At 67.1% G+C, this 14,961-nt stretch carries 14 protein-coding genes; 8 read left to right on the top strand and 6 right to left on the bottom strand.

Features of this window, described 5'->3' with window-relative positions; translation table 11 throughout:
* Positions 1 to 24: 24 nt before the first annotated feature.
* The 3 genes from J3486_RS41565 to J3486_RS41555 form a co-directional block, all read right to left on the bottom strand.
* Positions 25 to 1,071: a hypothetical protein gene (locus tag J3486_RS41565; protein WP_207829337.1), complete on the bottom strand. Its 1,047-nt coding sequence runs from the start codon at positions 1,069 to 1,071 to the stop codon at positions 25 to 27.
* 731 nt (positions 1,072 to 1,802) lie between these two features.
* Positions 1,803 to 2,000, bottom strand: coding sequence for a DUF397 domain-containing protein (locus J3486_RS41560; protein WP_207829336.1), 198 nt, complete (start codon positions 1,998 to 2,000; stop codon positions 1,803 to 1,805).
* The gene (locus tag J3486_RS41555) at positions 1,997 to 2,845 is read right to left on the bottom strand and encodes a helix-turn-helix transcriptional regulator (RefSeq protein WP_207829335.1); all 849 of its coding nucleotides are present in this window, start codon (positions 2,843 to 2,845) and stop codon (positions 1,997 to 1,999) included. Before J3486_RS41555 ends, J3486_RS41560 begins: the two co-directional genes overlap by 4 nt.
* A gap of 180 nt (positions 2,846 to 3,025) precedes the next feature.
* Here J3486_RS41555 and J3486_RS41550 point away from each other — a divergent pair, with 180 nt between their 5' ends.
* Entirely contained in the window at positions 3,026 to 3,652 is a 627-nt protein-coding gene (locus J3486_RS41550) for an ATP-binding protein (RefSeq protein ID WP_207829334.1), read from the top strand.
* Here J3486_RS41550 and J3486_RS41545 read toward each other — a convergent pair.
* A complete protein-coding gene (locus tag J3486_RS41545) occupies positions 3,649 to 6,798 on the bottom strand; it encodes a DUF3427 domain-containing protein (protein ID WP_207829333.1) in 3,150 nt (1,049 codons plus the stop codon). The genes J3486_RS41550 and J3486_RS41545 overlap by 4 nt on opposite strands.
* A 189-nt stretch (positions 6,799 to 6,987) precedes the next feature.
* On the opposite strand from J3486_RS41545, the gene J3486_RS41540 reads away from it, so the two are divergent.
* The 4 genes from J3486_RS41540 to J3486_RS41525 all read left to right on the top strand — a co-directional run bounded on the left by J3486_RS41540 (position 6,988) and on the right by J3486_RS41525 (position 10,013).
* A protein-coding gene (locus J3486_RS41540) for an IS5 family transposase (protein WP_207829445.1) occupies positions 6,988 to 7,799 on the top strand; the annotation gives its coding sequence in 2 pieces (ribosomal slippage) (positions 6,988 to 7,321 and positions 7,321 to 7,799; 813 coding nt in all).
* A 73-nt stretch (positions 7,800 to 7,872) separates the two neighbouring features.
* A complete protein-coding gene (locus J3486_RS41535) occupies positions 7,873 to 8,472 on the top strand; it encodes an SMI1/KNR4 family protein (RefSeq protein ID WP_207829332.1) in 600 nt (199 codons plus the stop codon).
* A gap of 138 nt (positions 8,473 to 8,610) precedes the next feature.
* Entirely contained in the window at positions 8,611 to 9,117 is a 507-nt protein-coding gene (locus J3486_RS41530) for a hypothetical protein (protein ID WP_207829331.1), read from the top strand.
* Positions 9,118 to 9,311: 194 nt separating this feature from the next.
* A complete protein-coding gene (locus J3486_RS41525; RefSeq protein ID WP_207829330.1) occupies positions 9,312 to 10,013 on the top strand; it encodes a hypothetical protein in 702 nt (233 codons plus the stop codon).
* A 184-nt stretch (positions 10,014 to 10,197) separates the two neighbouring features.
* On the opposite strand, the gene J3486_RS41520 is transcribed toward J3486_RS41525, so the two are convergent.
* Together J3486_RS41520 and J3486_RS41515 are read right to left on the bottom strand one after the other, a co-directional pair.
* The gene (locus tag J3486_RS41520) at positions 10,198 to 11,253 is read right to left on the bottom strand and encodes an SEC-C domain-containing protein (protein ID WP_207829328.1); all 1,056 of its coding nucleotides are present in this window, start codon (positions 11,251 to 11,253) and stop codon (positions 10,198 to 10,200) included.
* Positions 11,254 to 11,327: 74 nt separating this feature from the next.
* Entirely contained in the window at positions 11,328 to 11,774 is a 447-nt protein-coding gene (locus tag J3486_RS41515) for a DUF3592 domain-containing protein (RefSeq protein WP_207829326.1), read from the bottom strand.
* A gap of 115 nt (positions 11,775 to 11,889) precedes the next feature.
* Between J3486_RS41515 and J3486_RS41510 the strand changes: the two genes are divergently transcribed.
* Genes J3486_RS41510 through J3486_RS41500 form a run of 3 tightly spaced genes read left to right on the top strand, consistent with a single transcriptional unit; the run spans position 11,890 to position 14,443 of the window.
* The gene (locus J3486_RS41510; RefSeq protein ID WP_307805173.1) at positions 11,890 to 12,726 is read left to right on the top strand and encodes a class E sortase; all 837 of its coding nucleotides are present in this window, start codon (positions 11,890 to 11,892) and stop codon (positions 12,724 to 12,726) included.
* A gap of 11 nt (positions 12,727 to 12,737) precedes the next feature.
* On the top strand, positions 12,738 to 12,959 hold the full coding sequence (locus J3486_RS41505) for a DUF3311 domain-containing protein (RefSeq protein WP_374194832.1): 222 nt from the start codon (positions 12,738 to 12,740) through the stop codon (positions 12,957 to 12,959).
* On the top strand, positions 12,956 to 14,443 hold the full coding sequence (locus J3486_RS41500) for a sodium:solute symporter (protein ID WP_207829324.1): 1,488 nt from the start codon (positions 12,956 to 12,958) through the stop codon (positions 14,441 to 14,443). Before J3486_RS41505 ends, J3486_RS41500 begins: the two co-directional genes overlap by 4 nt.
* The last annotated feature ends 518 nt before the right edge of the window (positions 14,444 to 14,961 follow it).

The raw sequence follows: 14,961 nt of genomic DNA, 5'->3' as shown, positions 1-14,961 counted from the left end.
TGACGGCCGCATGCCGGCTGGAGGTCAGTTCCGCAGGGACGGGCAGTCGGCGCACGGGAAGCCGGTAGGTCTTGGGCTAGGCGGAGATATGTGACCGTCGAGAGGGAGCTCCGTGAGGGCGCCGCTCTCATTGCGATAGAGGAGCCCAACCCCTTGATGTGCGAGCAGGTCGCGTATGTCGTCGCTGGGTGCGTCCGGTGCGAGAACCATGCATCGCAGGGGCATCCCATTGTGCTCCGCGCTCAAGTAGCGGCTGATGTCGGCCAGTTTCATGAGGGCATCCGTGATCTCGCGGTGCGTCGTACGCGATGCCGGTTCGAAGACGGTGTGCGCCGTGTCGTCGTACAGGGCAGCTTCGAGTAGTCCCTCTCGCCCTCGCGCCTCAATCTCCAGGGTGCCGAACTGATGCTGCTGCTCTGCGAGTTCATGTTCCAGGTCAGTGATCAGGCTGTTGCTCATGCGCGCTGCCGCACGTGCTGCTGAAGACAGTCGATCCTGGGATTCCCGAGGGAGCTGAGGCCCCTCGGGTCTCCTCCTTCTGCCGAAGAGCCTTCGGACCCTTGTGGTCGTTGGGAGAGGGTAGGCGTCCTCCTCCAAACGCTGGAACTGGCTGATGGGACGTAGTCGGAAGACGATGACGTACCGGTCGTGCCCCCGCTCATCCCGGGCGCGGCGCCACGTATACGGAGGGTCCTGGGCCACCTCGAAGGCGCCGATATAGCGATGTGTCCGAGTCTGGGTGCCCGGAACCTTGCCATGCCCGATGAACAAGTGGAGGGTGCGCCCGTCTTCAGCATGCTGGAGTACGGACTTGTTGTTTCCCTTGAACTTCTGGTCGTCCTGAGCCCCCATGCCGGTGTACTCGAAGACGGGGCCGAGTTGATCCTCTTCGCGGAGCCAGCCGTCGCGATACCCGTACTTCTCACCGGACTTGAGATCCGAGAAGAGAATGATGGTCTTCATCTCAATGGATGGGCAGATGCCGCCCTGGCCGCCTCCGCCTAACTCCTTGAAGATCTCGGCGCGGGTGCGAATCGCGCCAGGTGGGAAGGTCGGCATCGTGATCGTCATGATCGCAGGCTAGTCCGCGAAATTCGTCGCCACGCGCTAACAGGCGCAATTCATAGGAACTTTGAGATGTCCGGCGCGCCGGAAGGGTGTCCAGCATGATGGCTGGATGGATCAAGGGCTGGCGGCGACGGTCGCAGGAGTACTCGGTACGGTTGGCGCCCTCGCAGGGGCTGTGTATGGGGGCGTTCGAGGGGCTCGTGTGGGAGGAGAGAAGGCCGTCGAAGCGGCGCTCACACAGGTGGAGCGACAGGCCAGCGTGGAGCACGCTCGATGGGTGAAGGAGCAGCGGCAGCAGGTGTGTGTCCGACTGCTTGAGGCGCACTCGGCCGCTGATGATGCATTGCAACGCTCGGGCATAGCGATAAGGAATGGTCAGCTGTTCCCTGAAGCCGAGCGCGATGAGCTCATGCGCCGCATTCACTCAATGCGGTCGCTCACGAGCGAACTTGAGTTGTGGGGCCCGAGCGAGCTCGTCTGGCTTGCGCAGCAGTTGCGCACCCGGACGGCCGATGCCGGTACGGCACTGAAACACGCTGAGAGGGATTCGCCTCAAGAAGAAGAGGCGGCTTGGCGGGCGAGATGGGCTGATTGGGTTCAAGCCGATCGGGACGTGACGGGCTTGCGCGCTCGGTTCCTCGATAGCGCAGGGCGTGTACTCCGTGATCCCCAACAAGGGCTTGGGCAGGCGTAGCGACCTGCTTCGCCTGACACTCCCTCCCTGCGAGGCCGGCTCAGGAGGTCCCGTGGCTTTGTACGACTTGGAGGAATTCCTGCCACGCGTGGGGCCTCACCGAGATCGGGGGCGTCTGCCTAGCCTTGGAGTCTCGGACAGAGACCCCGTCCGAGGTGAGGGCGACCTCGACACACTCGCCCCCCATGCCGTTGCTGTAACTGCTTGTGCGCCACCGGGCTGCTATAGGCAGCGTCATGAGGAGTGCTCCTCCAGGACTGTCTTGATCAGCGTGGCCGATCGTTGCGGGCTCAGGGCCAACGCCCTGAGGTGGTCAAAAGCCTTCGTGTAGAGGCCGACGTCGGCGGGCTGCTCAAGGTAGACCGAGTCGGTCAGGCCTTCCCTGTAGACGACGTCAGGGTCCTCTTGCTCGGGGAAGCCAAGGAGTGTGAACGAACCGGTGGTCGGATACGCACCCCCGTTGAAAGGGAGCACCTGAACGGTCACGTTCCTCAACTTCGCCATATCCAGCATACGTTCGAGCTGCTGGGTCATAACCTGCTGACTGCCGACAATGTGCATGAGGGCGCTTTGGTGCACGACGGCCCATAGGTCAGGCGCCTGCTCGCCGTGTAGCAACTCTTGGCGTCGCATCCGCACAGCGACCATGCGCTGGATGTCTTCGGCAGTGTGGTCCGCCCAGGCGCGGCACTGCTCAGCTGCGTACTCGTCAGTTTGAAGCAGGCCGGGGATGAACTCTGCCTGGTACGTACGCAAGTTGGAAGCAGCTTGCTCCAGACCGACGTACACGGAGAACCATGCAGGGATCGCATCGCCGTGTGCGTGCCACCAGCCCTTGGTCTTGGACTCCTTTGCGAGGGACTTAAGGAGGTCGCGCAGTTCCTCGGCGGTTTCGTAGAAGCGGCACAGGGCCTCAACGTCCGAAGGTTGGACACGACCCCGCCCGGTCTCCATGCGGTTCACCTTCGAGCTGCTCCAGTCGAGCTCTTTGCCTACCTGGACGCAGGTCAGGCCGCTCTCTTCGCGCAGCCGCTTGAGCTCGATGGCAAGTCGGCGACGGCGCGCTGTGGGGGATCCGGCCATGTCAACTCCCAGTGGGTTAGCGGATGTTCCATCCCATCGGAAGGGGCGCGAAAGGCCAATCACCCCAAAGAGGGATTCTCGCCGTGCACGTTGCATGACGGGAAACCCGGAGGCACTCTGTCACTCGGAGTCATCGACTCGTGCACTGTGCGCAATGGGGCGCGTGAAAGGTGGTCGAAGATGATCTATGCGGGCGACTGTGCCAGGCGAGAGCCTTGGGTGCGCCGCTTCTCCGCCCTACCGAGCGAAGTGGCCCTGTTGAGAAGGGAGTTGAAAATCTGCCTCACTCAATGGGGGCTGGGGCCGCAAGTCGAGGCCGCGCAGACCTGCGTTTCCGAGCTCGTAACCAACGTGATCCAACACGTAGGGGAAGGCACTCCGGCGACACTCTGGGTGACACTCAACGGGCCGTACTTGCGCTGCGCAGTCGAGGATCCAGATACCCGAGCGCTCCCCACGCTGCTTGCCGTTGGCGACGCCATGGAGTCAGGCCGGGGGATGGCGCTCGTGGACACCGTGGCGAACCACCGCTGGGGTGTCATCCTGCGGGCTGGCGCCAAGGTGGTCTGGTGCGAACTCGCGGTGGATCCGTTGTCCTACGGCAGCAGCGTGATCCGCAGTCGAACCCCTCTGGCGATGGCCGCGTCGCAGGAGGTGACTGTCGGTGTCCTGGTCGACTTGATGCACTGGCTGCGCGAGCGTGGGTACGACCCCGACGAGGTGTTGGATCGGGCGCAGGCCCATTTTGAGGCGGAGATTGCGGAGCGTCAGGGACGCTCCGCACTCCGGCCACAATCGTTCCGCTAGCTCGCAGCAACCGCCGAGTAGGACCAAACGTCGGCGGGGAGTTCATGGTGCAGGCGCCAGGTGATCGCCATGGGCTTGCTCCCCTTGTGTGTCTCGTACGTGGCCGGGCCGAGCAGGATCCACGGCTGGGCCTTGCCGATGTCGGTGTCCTTGTAGCGACGCATGAAGAGAAGGACATGGCTGCCGCGCTCGGCGTGCTGTTGGTAGCGCAGACCAGTGGGCGAGGAGTCGGCTGTTGCGTTCTGTGACTCCCAGTGGAACAGCGTCGGGCTCAGCGCGTAGTCCTTGTAACGGATGGTGGGGGAGAAGTCCTTCTCGTTCTTCTCCAAGGTGATCAAGAGCGCGTCGGTCTGATGGGCCTCGTCCCATAGGACGCCTTGGGCAAAGGAGCCGGGCATCTGGCCGCCGAGACGAGCCACGCCGAAGGCGGCCAAGATCTCAGAGCGGTTGTACGCGCTGTGGATCTTCAGGGGGATGTGTGCGTGCGCCCCCTCTAGCGGGATGGGGAAGTGGTCGGACTGATCCATGACGTAGTCGAGGACCTGTACCAGTTCACTACGGAGTGCCTGCTGGGTGCGGAGAGACTTGAGGCCCTCCTCGTAGGAGGAGAACCCGCCCGCCTTGTCCCAGAGGTTGAAGAACAGCATCCGGGCGTATGCCTGATCGCGAGGATCCAGCGATTCGTAGCGCGGAGCGTCGTCGGCCAGCAGGCGCTTATACGCGGCCGCGCGCTCAGGATCGTCCACGTGCAGGAAGGCGTGTACCCGCTTCAGCAGGTCCTCTTCGCCAGCCTGCTGCGGAAACTCGTGGATTCCGGCTCGCCGCAGCACCGATGTCCAGGAGTTGCTCGACTTGTACAACTCCTTGATCTCGCGACAGCTCTCCTTGAGATAGGAGGCAAGCTGCGTGGTGTTGTACGCCTTGACCTCCTTCGCGAGCGTTTGGACGGTCGCCTTGATCTGGGTGCGAATGTTGTCCAGTACTAGATCCTTGGATTTGCCCTCCAAGATGATCTGGCAGCCAGACGGCAACTGTGGGAAGTCACGCTCGGCGTGCTCAAGGAGCCGGTTTCGCGACAGGTTCGTCATCGCACGGAACTGCTCCTCAAAGCGGAACTCCGCCCGGTGCTGCCCGATGAAGTCGAGCACGGTCAGCACGGGTTTGTTCGGAGTGCGACGCAGACCACGGCCGAGCTGCTGAAGGAAGATCGTTGCGCTGCCCGTCGGCCGCAGGAGCAGCAAGGTGTCGACGTCGGGGATATCGAGACCTTCATTGAACAAGTCGACAGAGAAGATGACTTGGAGCTCGCCGGCCTTGAGCTTGGCGAGGGCTGCTTCGCGGATCTCGGGCTTGGACTGACTGTCCAGCGCCTCCGCTTTGAAGCCGGCCTTGCGGAAGCGCTCCGCCATGAAGTGAGCGTGCTTCCTGTTCACGCAGAAGCCGAGTGCCCGCATGCGTCCGGGGTCCGACACCTTGTCCCGGAGCTGCTTGATGACGATGCGTACACGCGCGTCATCCGCGGTGAACAAGTCGGCCAGCTCGTTCTGATCGTACGCACCAGAACGCCAGTTGAGGCGGGTCATATCGGTGCCGTCGGGGACGCCGAAGTAGTGGAACGGGCAGAGCAGGTCGTTGTCGAGCGCTTCCCACAGCCGCATCTCGGCGGCGATACGGCCATTGAAGAACTCGTCCTGCACATTGAGTCCGTCTGCGCGCTCCGGAGTGGCAGTCAGGCCCAACAGCTGCTGAGGCTTGAAGTGGTTGAGGAAGCGGCGATAGGTGTTTGCCGAGGCATGGTGGAACTCATCCACGACGATGATGTCGAAGTGTTTAGGGTCGAACTGTTCCAGTCGCTGATCGGTGAGTGACTGCACGCTCGCGAAGACGTGTTTCCAGTCGCGCGGCAGCTCGCCAGTGAACAACAACTCGCCGAAGGAGGCGTCGTCAAGGACCTCCCGATACATCCGCAGTGATTGCTTCAGGATCTCCTTGCGATGCGCCACGAAGAGCAGGCGCGGGTGCTCTCTCTCGCCCCATTGCTGGTGCAGATTGCGGTAGTCGAGAGCTGCCATGACCGTCTTGCCGGTGCCGGTCGCAGCCACGAGCAAGTTCGCCTGGTGACCGCGGACTTCGCGCTCGACTCGGAGCCTCTCCAGCATGTCCGATTGGTGCGGATGGGGTCGCACCTCAAGTCCCGAGAGGTTGATCTTGAGCTCAGCCGTGTCGGTGGCGCCACTGGCCACCCCCAAGGCCTCATCCAGTTTGGCTGCATCGGTATCTGGGTCGTAGGTCTCGAAGGCGATGTCGTTCCAGTAGGAGTCGAAGCTTGCCTCAAATTTGTCCAGGACAGCGGGAGTTGCGACTGAGGACAGCCGGACGTTCCACTCCAGGCCATCGAGGAGAGCGGCCTTCGAAAGGTTAGAGCTGCCGACGTACGCGGTGTCGTAGCCACTGTTACGACGGAACAGCCATGCCTTGGCGTGCAGGCGCGTGGACCGGGTCTCGTAGTTGACCTTCACTTCAGCGCCGAAGTCGCGCACCAGCCGGTCGAGGGCGTGCCGATCCGTGGCGCCGATGTACGTAGTGGTGATCACGCGGATGGGGACGCCCCGCTCAGCGGCCTCGCGGAGAGGGGCTTCCAAGGTGCGGATGCCGTACCACTTCACGAAGGCGCAGAGCAGGTCGATCCGATCTGCTGTGGCGAGCTCTGCGCGCAACTCAGCGCCCAGACTGAGGTCGTCGTGCGCGTTGGTGAGGAGCGCAGTCTCGGAGAGCGGAGTGAGCGGGCGCATTCCGTAGACCCCCGGTGCCTCTTGCTGAGCGAGGGCCAAGAGTTGCCGGGGGCCGTCGAGGATCTGGTCTTCATCGGGGGAGGAGTCGCTGTCTGGCGCCAGTGACTCCAGCGTTGCGATGAGCTGGTTCGCTGCCGAGACTTGCTTGTCCTGCGGGAGCAGCCTCAGACGTCGATCGATTGCGTCGCTGAGATGGCGAGCCAAGACGTGAGGCGTGGACTCGGCGCTGACCTCGGCATCGATGGCCTTCCAACCGGACGATTCGAGCTGACTCATGTCGCTGCGCAGGCCGCGAGTGATGAGCTTCTCGTACACGCCAGCTTCGGGCCGCTTTGGTCTGCGAGAGTCCGTCATGGTGTCCCCCTCGATCTTCGAGACGATGTGGCTCAGTTCTAACAGGGGCTACCGACAAGTGTCGGTGTGTCCACGTAGTTGGGCATGCGCGGGTGCCCTGCCCCCCGGTCCCTCCTCCTCCGCCACCTAAGGGCCGCCTAAGAGATCGTCTCAACTGGCTTGATCTTTAAGCTGGCGGTCGTGATAGCGATGGTGGGGCGTCTGGTGCCTGACGGATTGTGGGAGTTGTTCCAGCGAGTGGTCCCGGCTGCGCCGGTGCGTCCGCAGGGCGGTGGCCGACGGCGCTACGGTGATCGCGAGGTGCTGGCGGCGATCCTGTTCGTGGCCACAACGGGGTGTACCTGGCGGCAACTGCCGCCTACCTTCGGCCCATCCGGGCCAACCGCACACCGGCGGTTCACCGAGTGGAGCCGGGCCCGGGTATGGGGCAAGCTCCACCGCCTCGTCCTGGACGAACTCGGCGCACGCGGGGAATTGGACTGGTCCCGGTGCGCGATCGACTCGGTGAACATGCGAGCCCTCAAAGGGGGGATCTGACGGGTCCGAATCCCGTAGATCGCGGCAAGAAGGGATCAAAGATCCACTTGATCACCGAGCGATCCGGTCTGCCCCTCTCGATCGGGATCTCCGCCGCGAACACCCATGACAGTCAGGGCCTCGAACCCCTCGTACGCGGCATCCCGCCCGTCCGCTCACACCGTGGACCGCGGCGGCGAAAGCCCGCCAAGCTCCATGGCGACAAGGGATACGACTACGACCACCTGCGCCGGTGGCTGCGCTCGCGGAACATCACCCCGCGTGTCGCGCGCAAGGGCGTCGAGTCCTCCCAGCGCCTGGGCCGTCATCGTTGGACCGTGGAGCGGACGGTCGCCTGGCTTGTCGGATGCCGCCGCCTGCACCGTCGGTACGAACGCAAGGCAGGACACTTCCTCGCCTTCGCCGGCATCGCCGCCGCTCTGATCTGCTACCGCAGACTTGCAAAGGTCATCAACTCGACGTGATCCGTAAAGTACGGCTCTATCTGACGCGGCCCAACGCGATGGACCGCGCCGCGCACACACCGTCGAGGAACTCATGACTGACTACCTGGCTGCCGTGATGGAGATGCTCGGCCCGGCCCAGAACCGCCACGCGGACCCGGCTGCCTGGGACCGTCTCCACGCAGAGCTCGGCATAGAACTTCCGCCCGATTACAGGGTCCTTGTGGACGCATTCGCCCCCATCCAGATCAACGGGCATCTGTACCTCTCCCACCCCGCGACCGAGCGGTGGAACCTGAGCCAAGACATCCGCAGCAAAATTGCCTCGTGGTCCGAGGTGCCGTGGGACGACCTCGATCTCGACGCGGATGAAGACCCCCGCCAGCTCTTCGGACTCGACGAGCTGAGCTTTGGCACCCGTAACGGGCTGTGGCCGATCGCGAGCACCGACCGAGGAGAGACCATCTTCCTGATCGCTGCCCCTGATGCCCCGAGACTCCTGGTGAACTATGACGAAACCTGGGCAGAGCACCACATGGGCTTCTCGGAATGGCTCTACCGCTACCTCATCGGCGAAGACATGAGCGGGCCCAACAGCGCAACCTTCTACCCCGGCCCTGTGCAGTTGCAGCGCCTTCCGATGTCCGCTGACGAACGCCCCGAACCTTGGTACGGCCCAGACCGCGGTATGTGAGAGGCCACCGCTCTAGTCACAGCGGCAACCTAATGAGATCACTTCTAAGGGCCGCATCGGGGGCGTCCCCGATGCCTCCCCCGCCGTCACCGGAGCACCGTGGATGTGATGGGTGAGCGACGACAAGGGGGTTGGACGATGGGATCCCGGATCTTTGGGCAGGGCGACGCGGTGCGGGTTGTCGGGGCTGGACGGACTGAGGGTCGCGGCGGCTTCGGTGTCGGACGCACCCTCGCGACCTGGCCCTGGATCAGCGCCGCGATCGCTGCCGCGGTCGTCGATCTGACGGTCGGGGCCGCCCGGCGTTTCGACTTTCACGGCATCAACGGGTTCAGCACGACGAACTACGGGTGGCTGGCGTTCACGGTCGTCGGTGGGGTGGTGTTCGCCTGGCGGCTGGCCGGGCGGCCGTGGTCGGTGGCCGGGGTGGTGCGGCCGGTGGGCGCGGCCGTGGTGTCGTACGGGATGTGCTTCGTCGCCGTGACCGTCACCGGGCTCGTGTTCCTGCCCGATCAGAGTCTGCGGGAGACGGTGACCACGGACGCGCCGGGGCGGGCGCTGCCGGTCGCCCTGCTCGTGCTCGTCGCCGGGGTTCTCGCCGAGGTGGTGCGGGCCTGCGCCAGGCGGCTGTCGGCCGGGCGCTGACAGTCGTCCCCCCCCCGTCATAGGTGTCGTGACACCCGTGTGCGTAGGTGTCGTGACACCCGTGTGCGCCGCCCCGGACCCTATGGGCGGGTGCGGCGAAATCCGGCCGCCCGTCTGTCCGCCGGTGATTTGGTCGTGTGCACGTTTATGCGATTGGGTCGTGCCAAAGGGCCGGATCGGCGGAGGAGTTGACGGTGTTCAGAGCGGTACGGGGGCTGGTCGCGGGAGCGGCCGTGGCGGCGGTGCTCACGGCGTGTGGAGGCGGCAGCGGCGCCGGGGGCGGGGACACGGGCAGCACCGGCGGTACGGCCGGTGGCGACTCAGGGAGCGGCACAAGCAGCAGCCCCAGCAGCACCGCTGACGGTGCGGCGGCCGGGGGCGAGGACGCGGCGGTGCCCGTCGTGCTCACCGCGGACCAGGTGCGCAGGGCCCTGGTGGACACCGAGAGCGCGCCGCAGGGCTGGGAAGGGTTCGGCGTCGACATGGACCTGCCCGACGAGTCCCTCAAGAGCTGCAGGGCCGACACCGCGACGCAGTGCGGCGGTTTCGTGGCCCTGGGGTCGTCGCACATCCAGCGGGGTGGTGAGGAGCAGCAGGTCGTCTTCACCATCTACGCCTTCAAGTCCCCGGATGATGCCAAGGCGGCCATGAAGGGCCTGGTGGCGAAGGAGCGCGGCAGCGCCGGGACCGCGGCGAAGCCCCTGAAGGTCTCGCTGAACACGGACGAGACCGACGCGTTCACGGGGCCGAACACCGAGATCTTCATGCGCCTCGACGGGACCCTGGTCCGCGTGGCGAGCCAGGGCCTGTCGGAGAATGAGCCGTACGAGGACTTCGCGCGGCTTCAGATCGGTCGGGTCGAGCAGACGGTCGCGGGGGAGGATGTCGGAGGCTGAGATCTGGCCGGGGTCACCGTTCGCTGGTCACCGTTCACCCCAGTCACCGGCTGACAGGCACCGGTCAGCAGTCACTGGCTGACAGGCGGCGGTCACCAGTCACCAGTAACTAGTCACCAGTAACCAGTCACCGGTGACCGGGAGTTGCCTACGGCGAGTGGCCCGAGCGCCCCGCAAGCCTCTCTCAGGCCGAACTGCCGTGGCACCCCGAGTACGTCGACCCCGATCCGCACCAGCACACCCCGTCCCCCGCCGGCGGCCACGCCACCGCGCGGCCCCGTGCCGCCAGCGTCGTCGCGTACTGGGGGAGCAGGGAGACGTCCTCCGGTGACGAGCCCTCCGACGCCGCGAACGCCTCGTAGGACGGGACCGTGCCGGTGACGATGCCGAGGTTCTGGGTGCCGGAGGCCGAGAGCTCCCGCAGTGCACCCTCTATCGACGCCAAGTGGGCCTCGTAGGAGGGGTATTCGGAGTCGAGGGCGGGGTACGCCGCCATGAGTTCGGCGTACTCCGTCGACGGCCAGTGCAGGACCGCCACCGGGAAGGGGCGGGAGAGTGCCTCGCGGTAGGTGCCCAGCTCGGCCCGCAGGCGGGCGATCTCGGCCTTCAGTTCCGCCGGGTTCTCCGAGCCGAGGGCCCACAGGCGCTTCGGGTCGTGGAGTTCGTCGAGGGCGACCGAGGTGCGGTTGACCTGGTCGGCCAGGGCGTCCCACGCGTCGTGGTCGGCGCCGAGGAGGCGGCGTACGCGGTGGCGGCCCAGGAGGAGGGCGTGCTTGGCGTAGGGAGGGTCGGACCGCTCCGCCTCCGGGAGCAGCAGGTCCAGGGCCTCGGTGAACGTCTCGTGGGCCTGTTCCAGCTCGTCATGGGATTCGAGGGACTCCGCGACGATCGTCCAGGGCGCCGGGTCCCGCGGCGCCGTCGTGCGGATGCCGGTGATGATGGCGCGGGCCTCCGCCTCGTGTCCGTACTCCCACAGGTTCGCGGCCTTCAGGGCACGGATCAGGGCGGGGTTGTGGACGCTGTCGGAGGCCAGCAAGGTGTCGTAGTGCGCGGTGGCGCGGTCGCGGACGTCGGCCAGTTCGTAGTGGGCCGCGGCCTGGAGGAGCAGTTGCTCGGCGTCCTCGGGGTACATGGCCGCCGTGCGTTCCAGGCGCTCGGCCTCCACCACGTGGGCGTCGACGTCCGTACGGGAGGTGCCGGGGGTGTTCTCAGCGGGCGTGGCAGGCGTGTCGGGGCGCATGGCAGACACGGTACTGCCGGAGGGCCGGGTACGGACCGCCCCCCGTAGCTCCCGGGCAGCCCCGCACCGGCTCCTCAGTAGCGCCTCAGCGCGGTCAGCTGCGTGATCAGGTACGCCAGGCGCCAGACCACCACGATCAGCGTGCCCGCCCACAGCGCCGTGCCCAGCGCCATGCCCGTCACGCACTGGCGGTGGCGCGCGTCCGTGTCGAGGGCGGCCAGCTCCGGGTGGGCCGGGTCGAAACGGATGCGGACACGCGTGCCCTCCGGCAGGGCGCGGGCGGGGATGTCGTCGGGGAGGGCGCGCTCGTGGGCGGTGCCGTCGGGGGCCGTCCAGGCCACCACGGGGTGCAGCATCGCGTACGTCGCCTCGCGGGACGCCGTGTGGCCGGTGACCGTCGCCTCCAGGACCGTGCCGGTCGTGCGGCGCAGGACCTCCGTCACCAACTGCGTCGTGTACGACGCCGTGAGCGCGAGGCCGGTCAGGAACGGGATCAGGGCCAGCAGCCACAAGGAAATCATGGCGGTCAAGATTAGGGGCGTGTTGTTCAATTCGGGCGTGCGTCTGGTGAGTTGACGGCGCGCGATCTATCTTGCGCGCGTGCTCCAGCAACCACGTGTGCGGCGGCCCCGTGTCGTGCGGCAGGCGGGCGGACGCGCCGGGCCCGGGTCCCGGCGGTCGCCCGTCGGCCGGCTGCTCTGGAACGGGGCCGAGGTCGCCGTCACCCTCGGACTCGTACTCCTCCTGCTCGTCGTGCACCAGTTGTGGTGGACCAACCGGCAGGCCCGCGCCGGTGCCCAGCGGCAGGTGCAGGCGCTGGAGCGGGAGTGGGCGGCCCAGGACGCGACGCCGAGCCCGGCGCCGGGCGACACCTCCGGGTCGGCGGGCGCCGACGGTACGGACACTCCCGGCGACGACCCCACCGTCGGGAGCGGCACCGGCACCGGCACCGGCAGCGGCAGCGGCGGCGGGCAGGGATCAGGCTCGGGGGCGCGGGCCGCCGCCGCGCCACGGCCCCGCTGGGACCAGGCCTACGCCGTCATCACCATCCCCCGGCTCGGCCTGCGCGCACCCGTCGCCGAGGGCGTCAGCAAGGCGAACGTGCTCAACCACGGCTACGTCGGGCACTACCCGGGCACCGCCCAGCCGGGCCGCGCCGGGAACTTCGCGCTCGCCGGGCACCGCAACACGCACGGCGAACCGTTCCGGTACATCAACCGGCTGCGGCGCGGCGACACCGTCAGCGTCGAGACGAAGAGCGCCACCTACACGTACGTCGTCGACAGGACGCTCGGGCAGACGTCCGCGAGCGACGGCGGGGTCATCGGCCCGGTGCCGCGCAGCCGGGTCGTGCCGTCGGCCGGGTACGGTGCGCCGGGGTACTACATCACCCTCACCACCTGCACCCCCGAGTTCACGTCGCGGTACCGGCTGGTGGTGTGGGGGAAGCTCAGCAGGATGACACCCCGTTAGGCTCCTTGTCCGTGTCAAACGTGATCCGCGTGCTCAAAAGACGCCATCTGCTCTGGCTTCTCGTGCCCTTCGTGCTGTACATCGGCGCGCTCCCGTTCGTGAACCGCGTCGAGCCCGTCGTCCTCGGGCTGCCCTTCTTCTTCGTATGGCTGCTGGCGGCGACGCTTCTGACGCCCGTCGCCGTGTGGCTGACGTGGCGCGGCGACCGGAAGACGAAGGAGCGCGGCGCATGAGCGACGGGGCCGTGGCCACCACCCTCTTCGGCGTCTTCATGGTCGCCACCGTCGCGCTCGGACTGCTCGCCGTGCGCGGCCGGGGGAAGGGCGGAGGGCTCGCCGAGTGGTCGGTGGGCGGGCGGTCGCTCGGGGCCGTGTTCATCTGGGTGCTGATGGCGGGCGAGGGCTACACCAGTTTCAGCTATCTGGGGGCCGCGGGCTGGGGGTACAACTTCGGGGCGCCCGTCCTGTACGTCGTCGCCTACATGTCGTGCGGGTACGCGGTCGGGTACGTCGTCGGGCCCATGCTGTGGGCGTACGCGCGGCGGCACGGGCTGGTCTCGATCACCGACATGGTCGCCCACCGGTTCGGGCGGCCGTGGCTGGGCGCCGCCGTCGCGATCCTCGTGACCGTGTTCCTGCTGCCGTACATCCAGTTGCAGATCACCGGCATGGGCGTGGTCGTGTCGACCATCTCCTACGGGGCCATCAGCCTCAACTGGGCCTATTTCATCGGGTTCGCGGTCACCACGGGGTTCGTGGTGGTGAGCGGGCTGCGCGGCAGCGCCTGGGTGTCGGTCCTCAAGGACGGGCTCGTCATCGTCACGCTCGCCTTCCTCGCGTTCTACGTTCCGCTGCACTACTTCGACGGGTACGGGCCGTTCCTCGACCGGCTGGTGGCGGAGAAGCGGGCGTGGCTGACGCTGCCGGGGAGCGGCGGAAGCCCTTACGGGGAGGCGTGGTTCGCGACGACCACGTTCCTGAACGCGCTGACCGTCGTCATCTTCCCGACCACCGTCGCCGGGTATCTGGGGGCGCGCAGTGCGGACGGGCTGCGCCGCAACGCCATCTGGCTGCCCGCGTACAACGTCCTGCTGTTCGTGCCGATGTTCCTCGGGATGGCGGCGCTGTTCGTGGTGCCGGGGCTGACCGGGGCCGACTCGAACCTCGCGCTGTTCAAGCTGGTCGTCGACTCGTTGCCGGCGTGGGTGGTGGGTGTGGTCGGGGTGGCTGCCGCGCTGTCGTCGATCGTGCCGATGGCGGTGTTCATGCTGGTCATCGGGACGATGTGGGGAAGCAGTGTGCTGCCCGTCGTACCGCGGCTGCGGCGGGCCGGGGACCGGGCGGGCAAGGCCGTGGCACAGGTCGTCGTGGTCGTCGCCGGGGCGATTGCGCTCGTGCTGACGTATGCGGCGCCGAACACGCTGGTGCGGCTGTCTCTCATCTCGTACGAGGGGATGGCGCAGTTGGTGCCGATGCTGCTGGTGGGGCTTTTGTGGCGGCGGTTGAGTCTGGTGGGGGCTGTGAGTGGGCTTGTGGTGGGGGTGGGGGTGGTGTGCGGGCTGGTGTTCAGTGAGCACGATCCGGTGTTCGGGATGAATGCGGGGATCGTGGCGTTGGCGGTGAACGTGGTGGTGACGGTGGGGGTGACGTACGCGTTTCCGCGGGACCGGGATGAGCGGGCCGATGGGGTTGTGCTGGCTCGGGAGTCGATGGTTTAGGGCGCGGGTGGCCCGGGGTGTGGTGGCCAGGGCGTGGGTGGCCCGGGGTGTGGTGGCCAGGGCGTGGGTGGCCCGGGGTGTGGTGGCCAGGGCGCGGGCGGCCCAGGGCGCGGGTGGCCCAGGGCGCGGGTGGCCCAGGGCGTGGTGGCCTGCGGCCCCGCGTTCTGCGTCCCCGGGCGCGTCTGCGGGGTGGGGATTCGTTGCGGGCTTGCGGGCGGTGGTCCTGCTGCGCGCAGTTCCCCGCGCCCCTGAAGGCATGCACTGCGTGCAGCCTTCCCCTCAGGCCCGCGCCCCGCGTGCCCTTGAAGGCCTGCACGCGGCGCGCCCCTTGAAGGCCTGCGCTCCGCGTGCTCCTGAAGGCTCGAACTCCGCGCCCCTCGAAGGCCCGCACCCCCCCACCCTCGAAGGCCCGCAGCCCGCGTCCCCCCGAAGGCCCGCACCCCGCCCCCCCGAAGGCCCGCGCCCCGCGTGCCCCTGAAGGACTGCCCGGGGCCCCGCAGAAGGCCGCGCCCCGCACC

The organism is Streptomyces sp. VRA16 Mangrove soil, assembly GCF_017377775.1.
Classification (GTDB): Bacteria; Actinomycetota; Actinomycetes; order Streptomycetales; family Streptomycetaceae; genus Streptomyces.
The sequence above is the reverse complement of the archived record's forward strand: the minus strand, read 5'-3'. Positions and strand labels throughout refer to the sequence as shown.